A 22,991-nucleotide genomic window follows, 5' to 3' on the forward strand; every position below is an offset into this window, starting at 1 on the left:
TAAAAAATCGGCTCAACGTGAGCCGATTTTTTATTTAACGTTTACCGTCTCCATGACGTGCTCATGAATATCATGACCTTTCGTGACATGGACTTGAACGTTGTATGCGCCTGATTCAGCAAAGGTGTGTGCACCTTTATACATCCCAGTATCTGCTTCCTCTAACTTCACCCACTCATGCTTCTCTGCCCCGTCTTGGAAGATTTCGAGTTGTACTTCCGCCCCTGCGAGTATCTCGTCTTCAATCATGACGTGTACCATGAATGGTTGTTCTTCCCCTGCTGTCGCCTCTTTCGGATCAAGCGTGATATCCGCTCCAGCGTGGTGATGATGCTCACTCTCTTATTCTGCTTCAGCAGCCGTTTCTGGATGTCCAACCGTCACGTTTGTCGTCGGCATGGTGTGCATCGAACGCGCTGTCACGTGAACCTGAACCGTATAGACCGCTTCTTCCGCGAACGTCGTCTCCGCTTCATAGATACCGTCTTTCGTGAGTGACGCCTTGATCATCTCACTTTCTTCCTTCGCACCATTCTTCCATACCTCGAACTTGATTTCATCCGCATCGTCTACAGGTTGACCATCTTGCGTGACTGTTACTGATAAAGGTACCGCCTCTCCCTTTTTAGCCGTTGCCTCTACCGTCAACTCTGCCTCGACCGGTTCCATTGACTGTGGAACAGCCGCGCTCTCCGCTTCTTTCTCCGTACCACACGCACCGAGTACGAATAACCCGATGAGTCCAAACACGACCCCAAACCGTGTCATCATCTTTTTCATCATAAGTCCTCCTTATAAATCGCTTACATCTTTCACACATTGTTCATGATACCATCTCTTTCCAAAAAGAGTGTGAGCATTCTGTGATATATCCCGCGATACATTCTCACAAATTTCACACATATAGTTGAATCAAAATTTATTGAGTACATTTCCGAATTTTAGTCCATCATTTCTAAAAAGGGGTATATAAAATATATCAAGGTCAATCATTTGGAAAGTCTTAACATCAAGAGAGTTACATCATGAATGGAGGCGAATTCAGATGAAACGTAAGGTCATTCGTGGGGCGATGGCGCTGTTCATCTTATTGGCGATGGTGATCACACAATCGATTTCCGTCAGTGCCGCCGCTTCAAAATTTGTCACGAGCGTGAACACGACGAGCAAGGTCGTCGCATTGACGTTCGATGACGGGGCAGACGGGGCGAACACGAACAAGATTTTAGACATTTTAGCAAAAAACAATGTCAAAGCCACTTTCTTTTTAACGGGGTCGGGCGCAAATAACCATCCACATTACATTAAAAATATCGCCGCAAAAGGACATCAACTCGGAAATCACTCGTATACACACCCTGACTTCACCAAACTGACTGCCACGCAGATGAAATCCGAACTCGACCGCACGGAAGCTTTGATTAAATCGTTGACCGGAAAAACGACAAAACCGATTTTCAGAGCCCCGTTTGGTGCAGTGAATAGTACCGTATTGAGCGGTGTCGGGGCTTCAGGATACGGATACACGATTCAATGGAACATTGATACGGTTGACTGGAAAGGATTGACCGCAAGCCAAATCAACACGAAAGTTCAGACTAACATCAAACCGGGTTCAATCGTCTTGATGCATACCGGAGCCGGGGCCCCGGGTACACCGCTCGCACTCCCAACGATGATTTCACAACTCAAAGCAAAAGGGTACAAATTTGTCACGATCTCACAATTACTTGCATATCAAAACACATCGACGAACAAAACGTATACCGTGAAGTCAGGTGATACGTTGTACAGTATCGCACGGACATACGGAGTCACCGTCTCGGCGCTTGCTGCCGCCAACAACATTACGAACTACAGCTTGATTTATGTAGGACAAGTGCTCATCATTCCAGGAACGACCGTTACACCACCTACGACGACCGTGAAGTACACCGTGAAATCGGGCGACACACTCTACAAGATTGCGACGATGTACAATACGACCGTCGCAAAAATCGCAGCTGCCAATAACATCGCAAACGTCAACTCCATCTATGTCGGACAAGTGCTCGTCATCCCAGGTACGACGGTCACACCACCGACAACTACGGTAAAATACACGGTCAAATCAGGGGACACGCTGTACAAGATTGCGACGATGTATAACACAACTGTTGCGAAAATCGCGGCCGCCAACAATATCACGAACGTCAGCTTAATCAGTGTCGGGCAAGTGTTGACCATTCCGAAATGATTACCTCGTGAATCTTTTCCTCAGCTTGTGACGTATCGTATACAAACAGGAAAAGAGGAATTGCTATGACTCGAACCGTAATCCGTGTCAGTACTACCGCATTCATCGGACTTTTGGTTTCAATTGCCACATTCTCGATTTTGATTTGGCTCGGTTATGAACAAGCACTCACATCCGGTGAGCCGATTCAATTCTTAACACGTGAGATTTATCAATTCGAGAACGGAATCGGGGTCGCCAACCAGAATCAGATGGCCATTCTCGGTGCCGGATTCATGGGCCTCGCCGTTCTCATTGGAGAGATCGGGATACGTCTTAAACGAAAGTAACCGCTGCATACGCAACGGTTACTTTTTTAATGCTGATGTTCACCATCATGGTCGTGTGAGTGAACGATTGGTTGCTGCAATTGGTCGATTTGGTCTTGCGGTACATCGCCGACAATCATCCATGCAGTTGGGGTATACACTTTCTGCCCTTCATGCACCATGCCGTTCACTTGATAGATTCCTTGATTGAGTTTCACGCTCGTCACGAGATAGCCATCCTTTTCTGTCACTTCATACGTCCGGGTCTCTTCCGAATCGTAAGGCGTGACTTGAATATGGCTTTCTGTCACACGTTCATCATTCGATATTTTCATCGCAAGCGTCGTCGAGCCAACTTCTACACGTTCAGGTACGATCAGTTGAATGCCAATCGGATCAATGGTGCGTTCTACTGGCTGAAGTTGACACGCACCTAACCAAATCGTCGCTAGGATGACAGGAAGGACTGCTTTAAATCGTTTCATGCCGCCACCTCCGCTTTCAACTTCCGGCGCCCGACTAACCAATCAAATAGGAGAACGACAAGAATACTGATCCCTGCGAGCGGTAATGTCACACCAAGAAGTAGAATCAAAATACCGACGATTCGTTTGATCCGTTCGTCCTCAAACCGCTTCATCTGTTCGATCGATCCGATTCTCCGTTTGCGCCACATCACGAACGAGCTGATGACCACGAAAATGAGACCTAGACAAAGTGCGACCCCAACCAATTGATTGAGCAAACCGAAGAGGCGACCTTCATGGAAGGCGATTCCGACCGTAATCAGTTTTCCGAGAACCCCGTAATCTGCGTATGTCACAGAGCTGAGTGTTTCACCACTGTATTGATCTAAGTTCACCGTCGCTTCTTTAAATGGATGTCCCGCTGCCGATGTGATAGTATAGACGCCTGTTTCGCCTTCCGGAAGCGAGATCGTGTACGGTCGATCAATCGTGGACTTGTTAACCACTTGATTCAAATCAATCGGCAACAGCGTACTTGGAGAAGAAGTTGGAACGAGATCTGCTTGGGTCGCCCAAGGTACGTCTTCTGCCACATCTTTTGTCGTCACGGTCGATTCCGGCTTGGTACCAAACGCATAGGCATACATCGGTGCTCCCGTGTTTGTCGACGAGGAAACCCACTGCAGCATCGCACCCGAAACGGATGACCAAGCCAACCCTGAACTGATAATGAGCACGAGGCCTAGCGATGACCATAAGGCGACGCTACCGTGCATCTGCTTCCACCACTGTCGTCCTTTCCCAAGCTTCGGCATAAGCATCCGAAGCGGATTCTTACCACGTGGCCAAAACAAGAATGTCCCCGTAATAAGAAGAATGATTGCCCAGGACGCCGCGAGTTCGACGACCCAGCTCCCGATTTGACCACCTAATAGTGTGCCATGAATCACAACTAATAAATCCATGCTACCTTCAGCAGACCGTGTTCCTAAAACTTCTGTCGTTTCTGGATGAATATATGTATACATCATCTCGTCTTCGTTCATCCAACCGATTCGAGTCGATTCACCTTCATCCGGCAAACGAATCGATGTGATCATCGCATCCGGATATTCTGTCATGAATGATTCCTTTTGGACTTCTATCGGCTGTTCTTCCGTGAAAGATGCCGTCATCATGTCTTTGTATTGCATCTTTGTTACTTGCGGTTCAAATAAATAAATGCTTCCTGTCACAGCCAAGATAATGAAAATCGGTGCAAATATGAGACCTGCATAAAAGTGCCAACGCCAAATCGCTTGATACCAAGCGTTACGTTTGTTTAACCGTTCCCCTTGCATGATGCTTCCCCCTTTATCATTGTGTCCAACTTGTGAACAGATTGAGTATACAAGGAATGGAAACGGTTTACTCTTACTATTTGTGGCAACTATTCGTCGAATTGAAGAAGTTAAAATGAATTTTGATTCATCTTTTTTTCACATATTCATCGAACTGATTCACACACTTTCACATAAAGAAAGAGACACCAACAAGTTGGCGTCTCCAAAATATGATCAATTTGTGAATTGCTCTGCTTCTGTCGATCCAGCCAGTGCAGTCGTTGATGATTGTCCACCTGAGATGACGAGCGAGACTTCATCGAAGTAACCCGTTCCGACTTCCCGTTGGTGACGTGTCGCCGTGTAACCATGTACTTCAGCCGCAAATTCTGCTTGTTGTAACTCCGAGTACGCTGCCATGCCGCGATCTTTGTACCCGCGTGCGAGCTCGAACATGCCGAAGTTGAGCGCGTGGAATCCAGCGAGTGTGACGAACTGGAACTTGTAGCCCATTGCACCGATTTCTTGTTGGAACGTGGCAATCTCTTCGTCTGACAATTTCTTCTTCCAGTTGAACGATGGCGAGCAGTTGTAAGCGAGAAGTTTGCCTGGATACTTCGCATGAATCGCTTCGGCAAATTGACGTGCCTCTGCTAAATCTGGTTCAGACGTCTCACACCAGACGAGATCTGCATACGGTGCATAAGCGAGACCGCGAGCGATAGCTTGCTCGATACCAGCTTCCGTACGATAGAAGCCTTCCGGCGTACGCTCTCCAATGATGAACGGATGATCGATTGGGTCGATGTCGCTCGTGATCAAGTTCGCCGCGTGCGCATCTGTCCGCGCTACGATGATTGTCGGGACGCCCATGACGTCTGCCGCGAGCCGAGCCGAAATCAAGTTTTTCACAGCCGTCTGCGTCGGGAGCAACACCTTCCCACCGAGGTGACCACATTTCTTCTCAGACGAGAGCTGGTCTTCGAGGTGAACGCCGGCAGCACCTGCTTCGATCATCGCCTTCGTCAATTCGAATACGTTGAGCACCCCACCAAAACCGGCTTCCATATCCGCGACAATCGGTGCGAACCAATGCGTGTCGCCTTTCCCTTCTGCCGTTTGAATTTGGTCAGCACGTTGAAGCGCTTGGTTGATTCGTTTGACGACACTTGGTACCGAGTTGGCCGGATATAGACTTTGGTCCGGATACATGTGACCTGACAGGTTCGCATCCGCCGCTACTTGCCAACCACTCAAATAGATGGATTCGAGTCCTGCTTTTACTTGCTGAATCGCCTGGTTCCCTGTCAACGCACCGAGTGCATGGACGTAGTCACGCTCGTGCATCAATTGCCACAGGCGTTCCGCTCCCTTTGTCGCAAGCGTATGTTCAATCACGATAGACCCTCGTAATTTCATGACGTCTTCTACAGAGTATGGACGTTCTACCCCTTCAAATCGTTCTGACTTCCAGCTGTTCAACAATTCTTCACGTTGTTTCATCAATAAACCCTCCTGTATTATATTAATTTCATAAAATTAATTTTGTTATATAACAGATGGTGCAAATGAAATGATTTAGTCGAGGTAAGCGCAGCATTCCAACGCTGCCTTAAACGTCGAATGCTCCATCCCGCAGCAACGACAGACGTTTTCTTCGTCACGATCCTCTGGTTTGCGGAAAACGACGACTTCATCGATTGGCTCTTTCATGATTTGGAGCGAACCGTCTGCACGATCCAAGACGAGGCGCATCAAGTCGTTGCCGTATACGAATGCCGTATTCGCCAAAGATGCTGTCGATTCTCCAGATACGATGCGGCGGACGACCCAACGTTCAATCAACTGTTCGCTTTCCATTTTTTTCGTTGTCATGATGAGGTTCCTCCTTTTAAATTGAACTCCACAGTTTGTCGTTTCATAAATTCACGGCGGCGGCGATGTAAGATTGGTTCCGTATACCCGTTCGGCTGTTTCAACCCATGAAACACGAGTTCGTGGGCGGCTTGATAGGCGATCGACTGATCGACGTTCGGCGTCATCGGTCGATAATTCGGGTCTGACTCGTTTTGCTCATCGACGACTCGTGCCATCCGATAAAGGGTGACCTCGACTTGTTCTGCTGAACAGATGCCGTGATGCAACCAGTTGGCCACGTGTTGGCTCGAAATCCGGAGTGTCGCCCGGTCTTCCATCAGTCCGATATGGTGAATATCCGGCACTTTCGAACAACCGACACCTTGTTCGACCCAACGGACGACGTACCCGAGCAATCCTTGCAAGTTGTTCTCAAGCTCTTCATTGATCTCGTCTTGCGAATAGATGCGTGTCGCGAGCGGAATGTCGAGGAGTTGTTGTCTCTCATGTTTCGAATGAGGTTGCTTGATCAATTCTCGCTGTACATCAAAAGCATCGAGTTGATGATAGTGCATCGCATGGAGCGTCGCCGCGGTCGGTGAAGGCACCCATGCCGTCGTCGCCCCGGACCGTACATGTGCCATTTTTTCACGCATCATGTCCCGCATCCGGTCAGGCATCGCCCACATCCCTTTTCCGATTTGTGCTTGATGATGGAACCCACTCTCGAGACCGGTTGATACATTCAACCGTTCATATGCAGCGAGCCAAGGTGACGTCTTCATTTCTCCCTTCCGACGCATCGGTCCGAGTGTCATCGAGGAATGAATCTCGTCTCCCGTCCGGTCGAGGAAGCCTGTGTTGATGAAGACGACTCGCTCTTTTACTTGCGCGATACAATTTTTCAAGTTGAGCGATGTTCGTCTCTCTTCATCCATCACGCCGACTTTTAACGTATGGCGAGGAAGATCCAGTAAATCTTCTACGGCGTCAAACAAGTCATTGGTGAATGCAACTTCTTCAGAGCCGTGCATTTTCGGTTTGACGATATAGATCGATCCTTCTCGAGAGTTGAGACGACGATGGAGATGGCGACTTGCGATCAATGAAGTGAAGATGGCATCCACGATTCCTTCTGGCACCTCGCGCCCTGCTGCATCAAGGATCAAGTCCGTCGTCATCAAGTGTCCGACGTTCCGAATGAATAAGAGCGCGCGTCCCGGGAGGACGACTTCCGCTCCACCTTTTCCAATCAAACGTTTATCTTCGTTTAAACGCCGAGAGAGTCGCTTCCCATTCTTTTGGAAAGAGGCTTCAAGCGTCCCATCCATCAGACCGAGCCAATTACGATACAGATGAACTTTGTCTTCCGCACAAACGGCTGCGACCGAGTCCTCACAATCCACGATTGCGGATAGGGCTGATTCGAGCTCGATGTCCATCAGTCCAGCAGGATCAATCTTTCCGATCGGATGCTCGCGGTCGAATTGAAGTTCAACGTGCAAGGCATTGTGCTGGAGCATCAACGTCTTCAACTCGTTCGGTTCCCCGGTGTAACCGACGAAGGAATCATCAGCGAACGAATGCTCGTCGTCCCCGATTACCGCATAAGCGACATCATCACGAACGACGTATCGTGTCACTTCCTTGTGCGACCCTGATGGTAGCGGAAACGTGTCATCCAGAAACTGTTTCGCTAACCGAATGACCTCATTACCGCGAACGGGATTATATGCTCTCCCCTTTTCCATACCGTCCGTCTCGTCAATCATGTCCGTCCCATAAAGAGCGTCGTAGAGACTTCCCCATCTGGCGTTGGCGGCATTGAGTGCATATCTGGCATTGTCTAACGGTACGACGAGTTGCGGTCCCGCTTGATGAGCGATTTCGCGATCGACATTCAACACGTCGATATTAAAATCTTCGACGACCGGTTCGATATAGCCGATCGACGTTAAAAATGTCTCGTATTCGATTGGATTGACTTCGTCTTGCCTACTGTACCATTCCTGTAACAATCGCTCGAATGTCTTGCGCTGCTCTAGAAGTGTCTGATTCACTGGAATGAAACGCTCTAGAAGCGATTCGACCCCTTCCCAAAAATCATTGATTTCATGAGGTTCAAGAACGTTTTTATTCACAAATTCGAGCAGTTTCTCATGAATATGATACTTATCTAGTCGTTCATAGTGTTCCAAGCGTTCACATCCTCCTTTAATCATTGTTATATATCAGTTGGTTATAATATAGACTATTATATAACAGTTTGACAACCTATTTTTTAAAACTTTTTATTTGAAATATCGTCAGGATGGGTTTACTATACATTGTGTGACCCATCAATGATTGAGTCATCAATGATTTGAGGAGGCGATGTGCATGCGAGATTCTTGCTCGCTTCGTGATCAAATTCTCTATCACATCATCACGGTACAAAAAGAATTAGGGCAATTATTCGACTCTGAAATGGACGGGCTCAGCTTGAGTCGCTACGACATTTTGAGCAACTTGTATCACGTCGGTCCATTGCGGCAACGTGAATTGCAACAGCGCGTCGATGTCGACCATGCCGCCATCACCCGACACTTGAAACAGTTAGAGACACAAGGACTCATCACGCGGAGACGCTGTGAACAAGACAACCGTGTCATCTATGTTGAGTTGACAGACGATGGTCGTGAACAAATTGCACATTGGACTGAGCAAAAAGAGTGCTTAACGGACCGACTTTTTGTCAACATGAAGGTAGAGGATCAACAACAGTTATTAGCATCACTCACGATGTTACAAGATACTATTGACCATGAAAGGAAGACTACAATATGAACACTGCCACACAAAAAGACTTTATGGAGATTGTCAAAGGACGCCGCTCGATTCGTGTATACGATGAGAACGTCAAAATTTCAAAAGAAGAAATGACACAAATTCTTGAAGAAGCGACAACAGCTCCTTCATCCCTTAACTTACAGCCATGGCGCTTCGTCGTCATCGATAGCGCAGAAGGAAAAGAAACACTCCTCCCACTCGCAAGCTTCAACAAACGCCAAGTGGAAACATCTTCAGCTGTGATCGCACTCTTCGCCGACTATCAGATGGCAGATTACACAGAAGAGATTTTCGATACAGCAGTAGAGCGCGGTATGATGCCGGCTGAGGTCCGTGACCGTCAAGTCGACATGATCAAAGGCATCTTCAAAGATGCACCGAAAGAAATGATCAAAGATAGCATCATGCTCGATTCAGGTCTCGTTGCGATGCAGCTCATGCTCGTCGCACGCGCACACGGATATGACACAAACCCAATCGGTGGATATGATAAAGCGAACATCGCTGAAGCGTTCGGTCTCGACAAAGAGCGTTACCTCCCAGTCATGCTTCTCTCTATCGGGAAAGCAGCCGAAGAAGGTTACCCATCAGTCCGTTTCCCAGTCGACCGCATCACAGACTGGAAATAATTCAAAAAGGTCAATCGCTGAGGCGATTGACCTTTTTTTCATCCGATATATTTGACGACTTCGTTAAAATCACGACGTGTTTTCGGTGCAAAGTCGCGCGCTCGATACCCAAATGCGACCATGACTGAAAGTGACCATTCCCCACGTTCCATCACACCTTCTGAGATTAACAACTCATCGATCTCCTCTTGATTGAACCCTTCAATTGGGCATGAATCGATCTCGATTTGTGCGGCAGCCGTCATCATGTTCCCAAGAGGGATATATGTCTGACGCTTGATCCATTCCTGGAAGACACGCTCATCGTCTAAAAGACGGTAGTCGTCCTCCTGGAACTCCTGTACCCGTTTCACGCGCTGTGCGTATTCTTCTTCCGTCCGGCCCTGTACACCCGTCACGATATAACGAATATAGTCCGAATCGTAACGCATGGCTTTCGGTGTTCTTGCGAGGATCAACACAAAGTGACTGGCAGTCAGTGCCTGACCTTGCGCTCCCCATGCATGATCTTTAATCTTTTGGAGTAAATCTTCCCGACGCACCACGACGAATTGCCATGGCTCGAATCCGAACGAACTCGGCGAAAGACGTCCCGTCTCTAAAATGAACTCCATGTCCTCTTCTTTGATTTTACGATCCGCATCGAACGCTTTCGTCGCTTGACGCCAACGATACGCTTCTAAAATGTCTTTCTTTTTCATCGTGCTCACTCCTCCATTACCAAGATGACTCCATCATATCAAACCGATAAATCAAAAATCGCTCATGAAGATTCTTCAGCGGCAATCGCACCGTTTGTACGTACTGAAAAGGCGTCTCGTCGTTCAAATAATGGAGGTACTCATCCGCCGGATAATATAAAATCACATCGACCGGGCGAGGAACCGTTTCAACAGATTCGATGATGTTGGCAATCACTTGGCGGAAGACGTTCACCGAGAACGGATTAAAGAAGTAGAATCGATTCGCATCCGGTGGAATCATGAATCCCTCCGCGAATCCCTGTTCCAATTGAACACTTCCCCGATTACGATGTTTCCTCGTATAGCTCATCCAATTTTGAAGTGCCTCCTCATGAAATCCACCGTCCATCTCGACACCAATCGCCCTCACACGAAACGTATACGCTAAATAGAACGGCAGACGTCCTTTTCCCGAACCGAAATCCACGATGGTATCTGTGGACTCTAACGGATACGCATCCCGAAGCAAATCGAGTGCCTCGTAAGGAGTCGGCTCATAACGATGATATTCGGCCGAGGACGGAAATCCTTGCTGAGGTTTGGCCGTCTCGATTTGTAACAGTTGCTCATACTGCTGTTCGTTCATGATGAACCTCTTTCTTGAATGGATTGAAAGAATGGATGTCGCTCCATTTCTCTCGTGAACGACGTCTGTTCTTGATAGGCGACATACAACAGATAAATCGGAACCACTAGTTTGAACCAACTTGGGAGAAGAATCACGCTCGTGATCCCGAGCGGAATGAGTCGAAACCATAAATTCCGATGACTCGGCGTTCTAAAGTACATAAGGAGTGCCATCGTCCGTCTGACGGTGCCGAAGCGATTCGGTCTCGGTCGATACAGGGGACGTTTCCGCTCACTCGTCTTCTCGATGGCTCCTGACGTCGTCAACAGGACACGATCGAATGAGGCACGCTCACGTTCTCCGATTTCAATTTCTCGACCGACACTCGGATGTTTCGACACCCATGCTTCCCCTACGTATAACGCAAATGTGACCATGATGCTTCCGATCAACACACTAAGCAATATCGACTCAATCAATAACGCATACACGCCTACAAAAGCAAGGAGTACGATTAAAAATCGCTTCATGAGATGGGCGTGTCGGAGACGTAGATGATACTGGACCCATGCGTGACACCAAGCGAGTAGAAAAAGTGCAGCCCCAAACGCGAGAATCTCGCCCACGTCCCTTCCTTTTACGTATAGAATCGGTGCAAGCAACAGCAGATAGCATCCATATTGAATCACGTGTTGCGTAAGTTGATACCAAACCGAATACCTTTTTAAATCCCGAATCATGCCCCGGTTTGACACAAGGATGAGATCGGCACGCTCAATCCAGACAAACATACGGTCTTGCCACATGAACCATCCAATCAGAAGTGCCCAGAGAAAATAAGGGATGTCACCTAACCAGGGGAAGTTCCCTTCCCAGACTTGCCAGTAGGAATAGCCTGCCCATATGAGAAGAGGAAGGACACCGTATAAAAAAATCGTCCAGTCGACAATCAATCGGACCGTCTTCCATTGCTGTTTTATGTACCGGGAGACACGCATCCAAAACAATCGTTTCGCAATCATCGCATCGCCACATCTTCCATCATGTCAAACAAGGTCATCCCCTCTGTATCGAGCGCTTCTCGAATCTCCACTTTCGTCCCACTCGCGAGCAGTTGTCCATCATCAATCCATACGAATCGGTCGCATAATCGCTCGGCCGTATCAAGAACGTGTGTGACTAATAAGACACTTGCCCCCCTCGTACGCTCCGCTTCTAACAGTCGAAGTAACTGAATCGTCGTCGTCGCATCCAATCCGATAAATGGTTCATCGACAATCAATACCCGCGCTTCTTGAATGAGCGCCAATAGAATCATCGCCTTCTGTTTCATCCCTTTTGAAAAAGAGGAGAGATACCGATCGGTCACATGCTCTAACCGGAATAGCTGTAGCAACTCCTCCGTTTTTTCTGTTGAATCGATTCCCGTTAATTCTTGGACGAGTGCAATATGTTCAGATAGCGTCAAATAATCATAGTAGACCGGTTGTTCCGGGATAAACGCATAGCGTTCCATCTCAACCGTTCCCTTCATCCAAGGAATCGTTCCGGTAAGACAGGCGATGGTGGTCGTTTTTCCCGCACCATTCGACCCAATCACCCCTAAAATCTCACCTGCCCGTACATCAAACGAAATGTCTTGGATGACGGGCTCGTTTATCTCGTATCCTGCTTGTTCAATTTTCACATCCACGATGGGTCCTCCTTACGAAAAAGTCGCCATCGCGGCGACTTTTACTTCACAATATTGACCGATGAAAACACAAATTTATCGTATCGATGACGGGCAAACGAATACTCGAACGGTTTCCCGTTACTTAAATAGACCACTTGCTCGACTTCGATAATCGGTTCAGTGATATCATTCTTCAAGTAAGCTTGGTCGTACTCATCCGGTTTATCTGCTCGAATCACTTTATGCGAGCTTGTAATCGTATAACCCAGATCTTCTTGAATATACGCATACACGGATTTTTCCAAAATTTCACGTGTGATTCCTGTAATGAGGTTAGCAACCATGTACGTCAATTCGATGACATACGGCTCATCGTCTACGTAACGCACACGACGTATTTCATAGACCGGTTCTGTCAGCTCAATCATGAGATGATTGGCGACTTCCTGACACGGAAACTTCACCTCAAAATTCAGGACTTCACTTCGTAACGAGCGATCTCCGATTACTTGAGTCAGCCCTCTCGTTTCTTTACTAATCACGTTGATGCGATCTTTTTGGAAGCTCGACTGTAAAATGAATGTTCCTTTACCACGTTTACGATAAATCAGCCCTTCCATGACGAGAATCTCAAGCGCACGTTTCATCGTCATTCGGCTCACCCCAAACTCTTGGGCCAAATGGATTTCATCAGGTAATGCATGTTCTAGCGGATAAACGTGTTCAATAATTCTTTTACGAATTTCATCAGCAATGGTTTCATATTTCGGTTTTTTCTTAGTAGACATATAGCACCTCATGTATAGACATATATGTACAATATATCAAAAAAAGCTGACAAAGAGTAGTCTTTGTCAGCTTACTTCATTATTCTGTAAAACCATTAGCGTCAATCAACTGTTTAAACCAGTGCCCTGATTTTTTTACAGTACGCTGTTGCGTATCTAAGTCAATACCTACAAATCCATAGCGATTTTTATAAGCATTGCTCCATGACCAATTGTCCATGAACGTCCAAAGATGATAGCCTTTTACGTTCGAATCCTCTTCAATCGCTTGATGCATCCATTTCAGATGTTCGCGAATGAAATCAATTCGATAATCGTCTTGGACACTTCCGTTCTCGTCACGATAACGCTCTTCACCCTCGACACCCATTCCATTCTCTGAAATGAAGCATGGAATATTACCATAGTTTTCTTTTAGATTGATTAATATATCATAGATTCCTTTTTCGTAAATTTCCCATCCACGATATGGATTCATTTTACGTCCAGGCATCTCATAAAAATCAAATAAGTTTTCCGGTAAGAATGGTGCGTCCGGATTCGGCAGTGATGCTTTTGCTTTCACGCGACGCGGCTGGTAATAGTTGATGCCAAGCAGGTCGACTGTATGTTCTCGAATGAGTTCAAGATCGCCTGTTTCCATCTGTGGCATCGCATCTTCAGACTTCAGCACTTCTACTAATTCTTGAGGGAACGTGCCTAAAACAGATGGATCGAGGAACGAGCGATTGAACATCGCATCAGCAATGCGCGCTGCGCTCAAATCAGCTGGGTGCTGACTTCTCGGATATGAGGGTGTCAGATTTAAGATGATTCCGATTTGCCCAGATTGTCCCATGTCACGATACGCTTCGATTGCCTTCGCACTCGATAAGATCGAGTGGTACGCTACTTGGACAGCTCGCTTGAAATCAACAACGTTTGGATAATGAAAATCATATAAATATCCACCCTCTACCGGTACAATCGGTTCATTATGCGTGAACCACTTCTCGACGCGGTCACCAAACAACTCAAAGCATGTCTTCGCAAAAGTGACATATGCCTCCACGACTTCCCGTGATTCCCAACCACCTTGTTCTTGAAGCGCCATCGGCATATCGAAGTGATACAGATTGATGAACGGTTCGATACCATGATCGATTAAGCAATTGATGACATTGTTGTAAAATGTGATTGCCTCTTCATTTACTTCCCCGACACCTTGTGGAAAAAGACGTGACCATGAAATGGAGAAACGGAACGTGTTATGCCCGAGTTCTTTCATCAATGCGATATCTTCTTCATACAAATGATAGAAGTTTGAGGCCTCTGTTGCGCTTACGCCATTGAAAAAGCGATTCGGCTCTTGCATGTACCAGTAATCCCAGATGTTCAATCCTTTTCCACCTTCAAAAGCAGCACCTTCCATCTGTGTAGCAGAAGAAGCCGTTCCCCACCAAAAGTCTGTCGGAAATTGATAGGTCTTTTGCTCTTTCATTCGTGTTTGTGTCGGGTTCGTCATCTTTTATCTCTCCCTTATTTCTATTTTCTCTATTTGTTTACACTGCTTCTTGTTTATCTGTTGATTCTTCTAACTCTTTTTTCAAGTTCATGCGGTCGATAAATTTCAAGAACGGGAACCAAATCGCCAAAATAATGAAGAAGTTCACGATTTGAAGAAGACCTCCGGCAAGCGAGTTCGTCGCCATGATACCACTCAAGAACATTGGAACAGTCCATGGAACAGCGACACCCGTTGGTGGTGGGACTAAGCCTGTCGACATCGCGAAGTATGTGACCGTTACCGTCACGAGCGGTGCGACAATCCAAGGAATCATGATGAGCGGGTTCATAACAATCGGAAGTCCGAAGATGACCGGCTCGTTTACGTTGAATAGTCCAGGTCCGAGGGATAGTTTCCCGATTTGTTTCAACTGTTTCGATTTCAAGAACAACAAGATGGCCACGACGACAGCAAGTGTAGATCCGGAACCACCAAGCCCTACCGTGTAAATTTCGATGAACTGTTTACTTATAATGTTCGGAACATCTCCAGTCGAGGTATAAGCCGTCAAGTTTTCCACAGATAATGTGTTCCAAATCGGGTCCATCACCGAGTTGACGATGACCTGACCGTGGAGTCCGAAGAACCAAAATAGCTGAACGAAGAAGATTGCGATCAACGTTGGAATGAGACCATTCCCTAATGTCACAAGCGGTTGCTGAACGACGTTGAAAATGACGTCATGAAGATTCGTATTGAATAAGTTCGTCACGATGATGTTGAATGTTAAAAATACAGTCAAGGTTAATAATGCAGGAACAAGTGCTGAGAATGATTTCGCAACAGCTGGCGGTACTCCATCCGGCATCTTAATCGTCCATTTCTTTTGAACGACAAATCGATAAATCTCACCGGACAGGAATCCGGTAATCATCGCAAGGAACATCCCTTTCGCTCCAAGGCGATCCAACGGAAGGACATTCCCGACTGCCTCTGACATACCATCCACTTCAATCAAGAAAGGCGTTAAGAGAAGGAAAGACACGAGCGAGATCGCTCCTCCGAAGACAGCCTCGACTTGATAACTTTTCGATAGATAATACCCGATACCGAAGACGACAAAGATAGACATAATCCCCATCGTTGCAGATGGTGCGTTTCCGAGTGATGTTTTAAATACACTGAGTGTACTCTCGGACATGAAACGGTCGAGGAACGGCAGGTTTGCAATGACGACGATGATTGACCCAAACATGGTAATCGGGAAAGCGAGCATGAATGCATCTCGCAATACTTGTAAATAGCGACTGTTGTTTAAATAGGTCGCCATCGGCATGAGCAGTTTACTGATCATGTTGAACATCTTATTGTCCTGTGACATATGATTCACCCTTCTTGATTAGGATTTACAATCTTTTGTTCGACCATTTCGACCAAACCCGCTGTCAAATCAAGCATTGTTTGCGTAGACATTAAATGGTCCTCTGCATGAAGAAGCAATAAAGAGACGTCTGTTTTTTCTCCATTCGCTTCTCTTTGGATTTGTGAAAAGTGTGTTTGATGTGCTTCTTTTAATTGTCCACGTGCCTCATCAATCTTTTCTTCGAACGTTTCATAAGAACTCGTTTTATACAGTTGAATCGCTTCCTGAATCGTACTTCTCGCATTGCCACTGTGCAAAATCATCATGAATGCCATTTGCTCCAAGGTTAACTCGTCTACCTGTTCCACGTTGTTCACCCCATTAATTTCATCGCTTGTTCGTATGCAGCTTTACCATTCGCCGTGCCGTATGCCATCATATCGATCACTTCAATCGGTGTTGATGTTTGCGCTTTCAATTTATCCAACAAGAAACGCATTTGTGGACCAATCAAAATCACATCTGCCTCGTCCATCTCGGTTACGACCTGATCTTGACCGACTGCCCAAATCTTCGCCTCATCCCCGATTGATGTGGCATGATCTTTCATCTTCGTTACGAGTAAACTCGTCGACATCCCTGAACTACACGCTAATAAGATTTTCTTCATGTGTCCTCACTCCTTATTTGAAATCGGTTACATGTTTTATTATACACATGATTTATTTCATGTCTATACTTGATTTAAACTTTGTTTAGTTTTTAAATTCATAAGTGTATATCAAATTAACAGGAGGACAGGATATGAGCGCTATTCTTTTAAAACCACACTATCAACAGCGACTTTGGGGAGGGGAGCGTCTGAAGCAATTTGGTTTCGATTTCAATGACCCTTCGATCGGTGAAGCTTGGACGGCTTCTGCATTAGAAAAAGGTAGTTCAGCCGTTGCTTCCGGACCCTACGTTGGTCTTTCTTTGCGTGAACTCTATCAACAATATCCAGAGTTGTTTCAAATTAAAGCGGACGTGTTTCCACTACTGATTAAATGGATTGATGCGAACGATGATTTGTCTATTCAAGTTCATCCTGATGATTCGTTAGCGGAACAACTCGAAAACGAATCATATGGAAAAAATGAATGTTGGTATATTCTCGATGCTCCAGCAAATGCGACACTCATTTACGGTCACTCCTATGCCACCTCAGAAGACTTCAACAAAGCGCTTGAAACAGGCGATTTGGAATACGGCTTGATACGAAAATCGATTCATGCCGGTGATTTTTTCTATGTCCCAGCTGGAACGGTCCATGCATTGACAAAAGGGGTATGCGTACTGGAAATTCAACAAAGTTCGGACACAACCTATCGTCTATACGATTACGAGCGACTGGATGTGACGACCGGTCGTCCACGTGAACTTCACGTAGAAAAGGGCATTCTCGCTTCTTTCGTTCCTCACCTTGGCTATAGTGAACCAATCCGTCAACTCGATCACTTTCGAACACGTTTGACGAAGAATCCATTCTTCTTCGTGGAAAAATGGCATGTTACAGCGAAAGAAAAGATTTCGACCGACACGTTCCGGTTACTATCTGTCGTGCAAGGAACATTAATCGTTGATGAGATGGAAGTACCTACGGGAGGTACACTCCTTCTCCCGGCCAATGAGTCGTTCTTGATTGAGGGAGAAGCGATTTGTCTAGTGACTGGTGTTCCTTCCGATGAAAAACAAGCTGTCCGAATCGGGATTGACTTAGGAGGGACGAACACTCGGATTGCGGCTGTTTCACTCAAAGGTGAAGTACTGAAACAACTCACGTTTAACACGCAGCCTCAACTTCCTTTCGAAGAGACACTACAATCTATTGAGACTGCGATTCATCAATTCAATGTTGAATTCGATATCCGGCATGTTGGAATTGTGGCTCCCGGTCCACTCGATTTGAAACAAGGGATGTTTTTAACGCCTCCAAACCTCCCGAATTGGCACCATCAAAAAATCGTTGAGCCTTTAACACAGCGCCTCGGCTTTTCTGTCACCCTTGAAAACGATGCGAATGCAGCAGCTCTCGCAGAAGCTAAATTTGGAGCAGGAAAAGGATTCGATGCTGTTTTTTATGTAACAGTGAGCACTGGAATCGGTGGCGGTTATGTCTATAAACATCAAATCATTCGAGGGGCGAACGGCAGTGCCGGTGAAATCGGAAATATGATTATCCGTTCGAACGGACCAGTTCACCCTGTACTGAATCGAGGCTCTCTCGAATCACTCGCAAGTGGTACCGCGCTCATGAGTCGCGCAAGCGAAAAAGGATATACAAACGTCCCTTCGCTATTATCAGATGACGAGTACCGCCATCACTTCGTCGAGGAACTGGCTAGCGGACTAGCTAACATCATTCATACTGTCGATCCTGATGTGATTGTATTAGGAGGCGGCGTCATGATGTCGGCCTCATTATTTTGGAACGAATTACAACAAGCAGTCTCGAATAAAATGTATCCACATGCTAGTGGAAAAACGCGTCTCTGCCTCACTCAATTGTCAGGAGATGCGGGTGTTATCGGCGCTGCCTTTGTCGAAGCATAATGAGGTTTGAAAAAAACGGACACTCATCGTGAATGCCCGTTTTTTTCGTATACAGAAATGTGAAATAAATCAACATTATACTTTGCGAATCATCTACAGTTTCTTTTCTAGATTGAGTTAGATTCGTTTACTTTAGCGTGGTAACGTGAAATGATAATGATAACAACTCTTTAAAGTGAGGTGACGGTGTGTCTACCACAGAGCACGAACAAGCGACATCTATTTTGCATCACCTCTTTACCGCCTCTTCTTTTGTCGGAATCGATTTCGGTTCTGGTCCGAACCATCATCTTCTCTATTTCAGTCGTCAAGGACTGGAATCTTGGATCTCCATCGAGGGACCGTGGCATGTCCATGCGACGCAAAATACGTTTGACGAAGGTGAACAACTCGAACAGCTCATGCGCTTAAGAAGAGAGCGCATCCATCAAGTACGCCTCGGTGACGAACACCCCCACCTCGAACTGGAATTTGAATCCGGATCCCTTCTCTTCATCAATGGATATCAAGAACACTTTGAGTGCTGGCAAGCAGGGGACGCGAGACCACTTGGTGGAGACGCCTATCTGTTGGTCGCGATGCCACAAGGGGAGCTCGCAATCTTTGCGGATGGAGACGACGAATGAACACTTGGATGGAGATTGTCTTGTATATGTTGATTGCCGGGGGCGTTAGCCTCGCGATCATCTTATTAAGAAAGATTACGAAAGCATGAAAAAAGCGGCCGAGGCCGCTTTTTTAGTCAAACAAAATTCGCTGCATCCGTTCCGGTGCCTGTAAATAATCACGCATCACCCGTACATGCTCGAGGTCATCAAAAGCCGTCGGAGTAAGTCCCGTCTCCACTTGTAAAATCATCGCGCCTGGATACGACATCAAGATAGGTGAATGACTCGCGATGATAAATTGACTCCCCGACTGGACAAGTTCATGCATGCGTGCGAGCATCGTCAGTTGGCGCATCGGCGACAATGCGGCCTCTGGCTCATCCAAAATGTAGAGACCGTCTCCACGAAATCGATGTAGCATGAGGGATAGAAACGCTTCACCGTGTGACTGTTCATGAAGGGAACGTCCGCCATATGATTCATAAAACCGTTCAGGATCACGTCCTGACTTTGCCATCTCATCCACATAACTTGATAGCTGGTATGCCGTTTCAGCACGTAAGAAAAAACCATCTTTCGGACGATACGGGCCTCGAATCGGACGAAGCGCTTCAAACAAGGAACTATGCGTCGACTCTGTTTCAAATTGGAAGGACGGCGCTCCGCCTTCTGGATTGAAGCCCGTGGCTACAGCCATCCCTTCAATCAACGTCGACTTTCCACTCCCGTTTTCTCCAACGAGAAACGTGACCGGATGATGAAACGTCAGTTCATCGAGTGTCTGAAAGATTGGTAACGAGTACGGATAACCCGTTGATTGGATGCGGTCTTTCTCTAACCGCACCCCTCGTAAAAATAAAGTCATGTCCATCCGATCCAAAATGTCGCCCCCTTATCTGAATCGACGCCATAAGAAAGTCCTTGTGCGTCAAGAAGTAACTTCGTGATAGCGAGACCTAAACCATGTCCGTTAGAGCGATCCCCTTTCACATACATATCCCAAATGGAAGATTGGACGGCAGGGTCAATCCCGTCCCCTTCGTCTATCACGTCTAGTCGATTCGGTGTCAGTTTGATGGTAATGCGTCCCCCAATCGGGCTCGCCTCATACGCATTTCTCAAGAAGTTCGAAAGAACCCGTTCCATCGCTAGTCGATTGGCTTGTATTGTCACAGGTTCTAATCGTAAATCGAGCATCACGTCTTTTTGTCGGAACCACTCAGACATGCGTGGCGTCAACCGACGAACCAATTCATCCAGTTGAATCGATTCCATTTCAAGGGGAATCGAACCTGCGGACAATTTAGAGTATTCGAGCATCTGATTGACGAGTCGGTCAATCCGGTCCACTTCCTCGGTAATGCTTTTACCGGTTGTGACCATCTCTGTTTCATGGACGACACCGAGCTCTAATAGTTCCGCCTCGTTTCGAACGATAGCGAGCGGTGTACGCACATCGTGTGTGACCCCAGAGATAAATGATTTTTGAAGCGCCTCTTTTTCTTGAAGTGATGCGTTCATTTGTCCGATGGTGACGGTCAAATCCCCAATCTCATCGTTCGTCACGCTCGGCAAACTAATATCGTGTCGTCCCTCCATAATGGATGCGGTCGCTTGTTTCAACTCGACGAGCGGTTGCGTGAGCCGACGACTCATCCAATACGTGACAGCGATTGCGACAAGTAGGGCCAGAATAAACCCACCCGCTAAGATGAGGTAGATTTGCTGGAATTGTGGATTTGAAAACGGAACGGGACTATACGTCACGATTTGAATGTCCCCTTCTTCTTTCAGATACGTCAAGAAGCGGGTACCATTTACACCCACTTCGTCCTGAATCTCTAAATCATTCGGATCGAGGTTGATTGGCATCATGCGATGCATCCGTCCGCCTCGTTCGAACTCGATACGCTGCCCATTTTGAAATACAAGCACGTCAAGTTGCCCTGGGATTCCACGGCCCTCTTGAATGGCTTCATACACAATCGCCGCCTCACGCTCCAATTGTGCGTACGTCTCCTCTTCTGCGAAGCGTCCAATCAATAATGACGTGAGTCCGAATGTTAAAAGTGCCATCACGGCAAGTGGTAGAATGGCCGTCCAAAGTAACTTCTTCATTAATCGATTCATGACAGTTCCTCTAATCGATAACCGACCCGGTGCACCGTCTTCAACTGTTCTTTTAAGGTCGGCGATTTGTCCCGCAGTTGTTTAATGTGGGTGTCGACCGTTCGTGTGTCTCCGACGAATGCGTAGTCCCACACCTCATCGAGCAAGCGGTTCCGGTCTAACGCCTCCCCGACATGTTTCCAAAGATACAGTAACAACTCATACTCTTTGTTCGTTAATCGAAGCGGATGTCCGTTCTCTTGTACCATTCTCGATTTGACGTCGATGGTGAGCGTTCCAAATTGAATCATATCGGTTTGTTTGACGAGACGTTTCAGTCGAATCTCCAACTCTTTTAAAACGATGGGTTTGACTAGATAATCGTCTGCGCCAAGTTCCAATCCGAACACACGATCATCCGCCTCACCACGAGCCGTCGTCAGGATAATAGCAGGTGCGGGCTGTTGCGCTTTTAATGTCGGAATCAAGGTCCAACCTTCTCCGTCAGGGAGTCGAACATCCAATAAAACTGCATCAAACCGTTGATGCAACTGTTGTTTCGCCTCACTCAAAGTCATCGCCACGGTCACCTCAAATCCGGAATATGTTAAAAAGCGGGACATGCCGTCCGCCAGTTTTAGTTCATCTTCCACAACGAGTACGTTCATCTCATATCGCCTCCACATCCATTATATCGTACCCATCAAACGTCCCACCGTTTCCCAAAGACAATTTGCAGAAATCTTGCAACTCCCTCACAACTTCCGAAGCGTTCAGTCCTACACTTGAAGTAACAAAGGAGGAGATACACATGAAATCAACAAAACTAGCAATCGCTTTAGCCGGTCTATTGGCCGTCTCAGGCACAGGCGTATATGCCGCGACGAATGACACGACGACTGATGAATCGACAACGACGGAATCCACACAATGCGAACGTGGTGAACGAGGGCCTGGTATGTTCGGTGACCGAGAAGCAGGGCATGCCGCTCTCATCGAAGCGCTCGGTTTAACGCAAGAAGAAGTGGATGTGGCTCGCGAAAACGGGCAATCTCTCCCTGAACTCGCAGAAGAAAAAGGGATTTCAATTGAAGCGTTCATCGACGCGATCATGACGTCGCATGAAGAAAAACTCGCAACCGCTGTGGAAGAAGGAAACTTGACGCAAGAAGACGCCGATCAAATCCTTGCGGACCACGAAGAACGGTTTGCCGATGTGACAAGTTACGATGACTTGGAAGATATTCGTGGTATGCGCGGTGGACGTGAAGGTGGTCGCCATGGTCACGGTCCACACCATGACGACTCAACTTCTTCAGATGACGATGCTTCAACAGAGAGCGACAGCAACGTAGAAAATCAAAGCAATAGCTTATAAGTCAAAAGGGCAGCCACTCGTGGTGGTTGCCCT

General features: G+C 46.8%; 26 protein-coding genes. 7 read left to right on the top strand and 19 right to left on the bottom strand.

Translation table 11 applies throughout. The features are described 5' to 3' along the window. Positions 1–30: 30 nt before the first annotated feature. Entirely contained in the window at positions 31–309 is a 279-nt protein-coding gene (locus tag KNO71_RS17680; RefSeq protein ID WP_371816105.1) for a FixH family protein, read from the bottom strand. A 33-nt stretch (positions 310–342) separates the two neighbouring features. Further along, on the bottom strand, positions 343–780 hold the full coding sequence (locus KNO71_RS17685; protein ID WP_251025600.1) for a FixH family protein: 438 nt from the start codon (positions 778–780) through the stop codon (positions 343–345). A gap of 265 nt (positions 781–1,045) precedes the next feature. Between KNO71_RS17685 and KNO71_RS13295 the strand changes: the two genes are divergently transcribed. Continuing rightward, positions 1,046–2,236 (top strand): LysM peptidoglycan-binding domain-containing protein, encoded by a 1,191-nt coding sequence (locus KNO71_RS13295; RefSeq protein WP_214688925.1) that lies wholly within the window; start codon positions 1,046–1,048, stop codon positions 2,234–2,236. 65 nt (positions 2,237–2,301) lie between these two features. Then, the gene (locus KNO71_RS13300; protein WP_047795807.1) at positions 2,302–2,565 is read left to right on the top strand and encodes an LlsX family protein; all 264 of its coding nucleotides are present in this window, start codon (positions 2,302–2,304) and stop codon (positions 2,563–2,565) included. Positions 2,566–2,591: 26 nt separating this feature from the next. Here KNO71_RS13300 and KNO71_RS13305 read toward each other — a convergent pair whose 3' ends face one another. The 5 genes from KNO71_RS13305 to KNO71_RS13325 all read right to left on the bottom strand — a co-directional run bounded on the left by KNO71_RS13305 (position 2,592) and on the right by KNO71_RS13325 (position 8,388). After that, positions 2,592–3,029 carry a hypothetical protein gene (locus KNO71_RS13305; RefSeq protein ID WP_078146070.1) on the bottom strand — a complete coding sequence of 146 codons (438 nt, stop codon included), beginning with the start codon at positions 3,027–3,029 and terminating at the stop codon, positions 2,592–2,594. Further along, on the bottom strand, positions 3,026–4,351 hold the full coding sequence (locus tag KNO71_RS13310) for a PepSY-associated TM helix domain-containing protein (RefSeq protein ID WP_214688927.1): 1,326 nt from the start codon (positions 4,349–4,351) through the stop codon (positions 3,026–3,028). The genes KNO71_RS13305 and KNO71_RS13310 overlap by 4 nt, the downstream gene beginning before the upstream one ends. Positions 4,352–4,567: 216 nt before the next feature. Next, positions 4,568–5,836, bottom strand: a complete 1,269-nt coding sequence (aceA, locus tag KNO71_RS13315) for an isocitrate lyase (protein WP_214685041.1) — start codon at positions 5,834–5,836, stop codon at positions 4,568–4,570. A 75-nt stretch (positions 5,837–5,911) separates the two neighbouring features. After that, complete coding sequence (locus KNO71_RS13320) at positions 5,912–6,208, bottom strand: hypothetical protein (RefSeq protein WP_015880380.1); 297 nt, start codon at positions 6,206–6,208, stop codon at positions 5,912–5,914. Then, entirely contained in the window at positions 6,205–8,388 is a 2,184-nt protein-coding gene (locus tag KNO71_RS13325; protein WP_251030118.1) for a malate synthase G, read from the bottom strand. The genes KNO71_RS13320 and KNO71_RS13325 overlap by 4 nt, the downstream gene beginning before the upstream one ends. 181 nt (positions 8,389–8,569) lie before the next feature. Between KNO71_RS13325 and KNO71_RS13330 the strand changes: the two genes are divergently transcribed. Both KNO71_RS13330 and KNO71_RS13335 read left to right on the top strand, forming a co-directional pair. Continuing rightward, the gene (locus KNO71_RS13330; RefSeq protein WP_078146066.1) at positions 8,570–9,016 is read left to right on the top strand and encodes a MarR family winged helix-turn-helix transcriptional regulator; all 447 of its coding nucleotides are present in this window, start codon (positions 8,570–8,572) and stop codon (positions 9,014–9,016) included. Then, positions 9,013–9,648 (top strand): nitroreductase family protein, encoded by a 636-nt coding sequence (locus KNO71_RS13335; protein WP_015880377.1) that lies wholly within the window; start codon positions 9,013–9,015, stop codon positions 9,646–9,648. The genes KNO71_RS13330 and KNO71_RS13335 overlap by 4 nt, the downstream gene beginning before the upstream one ends. A 38-nt stretch (positions 9,649–9,686) precedes the next feature. Here KNO71_RS13335 and KNO71_RS13340 read toward each other — a convergent pair whose 3' ends face one another. The 9 genes from KNO71_RS13340 to KNO71_RS13380 all read right to left on the bottom strand — a co-directional run bounded on the left by KNO71_RS13340 (position 9,687) and on the right by KNO71_RS13380 (position 16,941). Continuing rightward, positions 9,687–10,349, bottom strand: a complete 663-nt coding sequence (locus KNO71_RS13340) for an NAD(P)H-dependent oxidoreductase (protein WP_214688929.1) — start codon at positions 10,347–10,349, stop codon at positions 9,687–9,689. Between the two features lie 16 nt (positions 10,350–10,365). After that, positions 10,366–10,977: a class I SAM-dependent methyltransferase gene (locus KNO71_RS13345; protein WP_214685035.1), complete on the bottom strand. Its 612-nt coding sequence runs from the start codon at positions 10,975–10,977 to the stop codon at positions 10,366–10,368. Then, positions 10,974–11,981 (bottom strand): ABC transporter permease, encoded by a 1,008-nt coding sequence (locus KNO71_RS13350; protein WP_214685033.1) that lies wholly within the window; start codon positions 11,979–11,981, stop codon positions 10,974–10,976. Before KNO71_RS13350 ends, KNO71_RS13345 begins: the two co-directional genes overlap by 4 nt. Then, positions 11,978–12,652 (bottom strand): ABC transporter ATP-binding protein, encoded by a 675-nt coding sequence (locus tag KNO71_RS13355; protein WP_078146062.1) that lies wholly within the window; start codon positions 12,650–12,652, stop codon positions 11,978–11,980. Before KNO71_RS13355 ends, KNO71_RS13350 begins: the two co-directional genes overlap by 4 nt. Before the next feature lie 41 nt (positions 12,653–12,693). Continuing rightward, entirely contained in the window at positions 12,694–13,422 is a 729-nt protein-coding gene (locus tag KNO71_RS13360) for a GntR family transcriptional regulator (RefSeq protein ID WP_074035076.1), read from the bottom strand. Positions 13,423–13,501: 79 nt separating this feature from the next. After that, a complete protein-coding gene (locus KNO71_RS13365; protein ID WP_371815835.1) occupies positions 13,502–14,926 on the bottom strand; it encodes a glycoside hydrolase family 1 protein in 1,425 nt (474 codons plus the stop codon). A 37-nt stretch (positions 14,927–14,963) separates the two neighbouring features. Continuing rightward, positions 14,964–16,271, bottom strand: a complete 1,308-nt coding sequence (celB, locus tag KNO71_RS13370) for a PTS cellobiose transporter subunit IIC (protein ID WP_078147884.1) — start codon at positions 16,269–16,271, stop codon at positions 14,964–14,966. A 23-nt stretch (positions 16,272–16,294) separates the two neighbouring features. Continuing rightward, positions 16,295–16,639, bottom strand: a complete 345-nt coding sequence (locus KNO71_RS13375) for a PTS sugar transporter subunit IIA (protein ID WP_041917964.1) — start codon at positions 16,637–16,639, stop codon at positions 16,295–16,297. A gap of 5 nt (positions 16,640–16,644) precedes the next feature. Further along, the gene (locus tag KNO71_RS13380; protein ID WP_015880368.1) at positions 16,645–16,941 is read right to left on the bottom strand and encodes a PTS sugar transporter subunit IIB; all 297 of its coding nucleotides are present in this window, start codon (positions 16,939–16,941) and stop codon (positions 16,645–16,647) included. Positions 16,942–17,075: 134 nt separating this feature from the next. On the opposite strand from KNO71_RS13380, the gene manA reads away from it, so the two are divergent. Together manA and KNO71_RS13390 are read left to right on the top strand one after the other, a co-directional pair. Beyond that, positions 17,076–18,863 carry a mannose-6-phosphate isomerase, class I gene (manA, locus tag KNO71_RS13385; protein WP_214688931.1) on the top strand — a complete coding sequence of 596 codons (1,788 nt, stop codon included), beginning with the start codon at positions 17,076–17,078 and terminating at the stop codon, positions 18,861–18,863. Between the two features lie 188 nt (positions 18,864–19,051). Then, positions 19,052–19,489 (top strand): hypothetical protein, encoded by a 438-nt coding sequence (locus tag KNO71_RS13390; RefSeq protein ID WP_047795794.1) that lies wholly within the window; start codon positions 19,052–19,054, stop codon positions 19,487–19,489. A gap of 112 nt (positions 19,490–19,601) precedes the next feature. Here the strand turns inward: KNO71_RS13390 and KNO71_RS13395 are convergent, their stop codons facing one another. The 3 genes from KNO71_RS13395 to KNO71_RS13405 are packed head-to-tail and all read right to left on the bottom strand — an operon-like array spanning position 19,602 to position 22,248. Next, positions 19,602–20,342, bottom strand: coding sequence for an AAA family ATPase (locus tag KNO71_RS13395; RefSeq protein WP_214689042.1), 741 nt, complete (start codon positions 20,340–20,342; stop codon positions 19,602–19,604). After that, on the bottom strand, positions 20,333–21,601 hold the full coding sequence (locus KNO71_RS13400; RefSeq protein ID WP_214688933.1) for a sensor histidine kinase: 1,269 nt from the start codon (positions 21,599–21,601) through the stop codon (positions 20,333–20,335). The genes KNO71_RS13395 and KNO71_RS13400 overlap by 10 nt, the downstream gene beginning before the upstream one ends. Continuing rightward, on the bottom strand, positions 21,598–22,248 hold the full coding sequence (locus KNO71_RS13405) for a response regulator transcription factor (RefSeq protein WP_078146057.1): 651 nt from the start codon (positions 22,246–22,248) through the stop codon (positions 21,598–21,600). The genes KNO71_RS13400 and KNO71_RS13405 overlap by 4 nt, the downstream gene beginning before the upstream one ends. Before the next feature lie 143 nt (positions 22,249–22,391). Here KNO71_RS13405 and KNO71_RS13410 point away from each other — a divergent pair, with 143 nt between their 5' ends. After that, entirely contained in the window at positions 22,392–22,958 is a 567-nt protein-coding gene (locus KNO71_RS13410; protein ID WP_214688935.1) for a hypothetical protein, read from the top strand. Positions 22,959–22,991 lie beyond the last annotated feature (33 nt).

The sequence above is a fragment of the Exiguobacterium sp. s163 genome, from assembly GCF_018617135.1.
Lineage (GTDB): Bacteria > Bacillota > Bacilli > Exiguobacteriales > Exiguobacteriaceae > Exiguobacterium > Exiguobacterium profundum.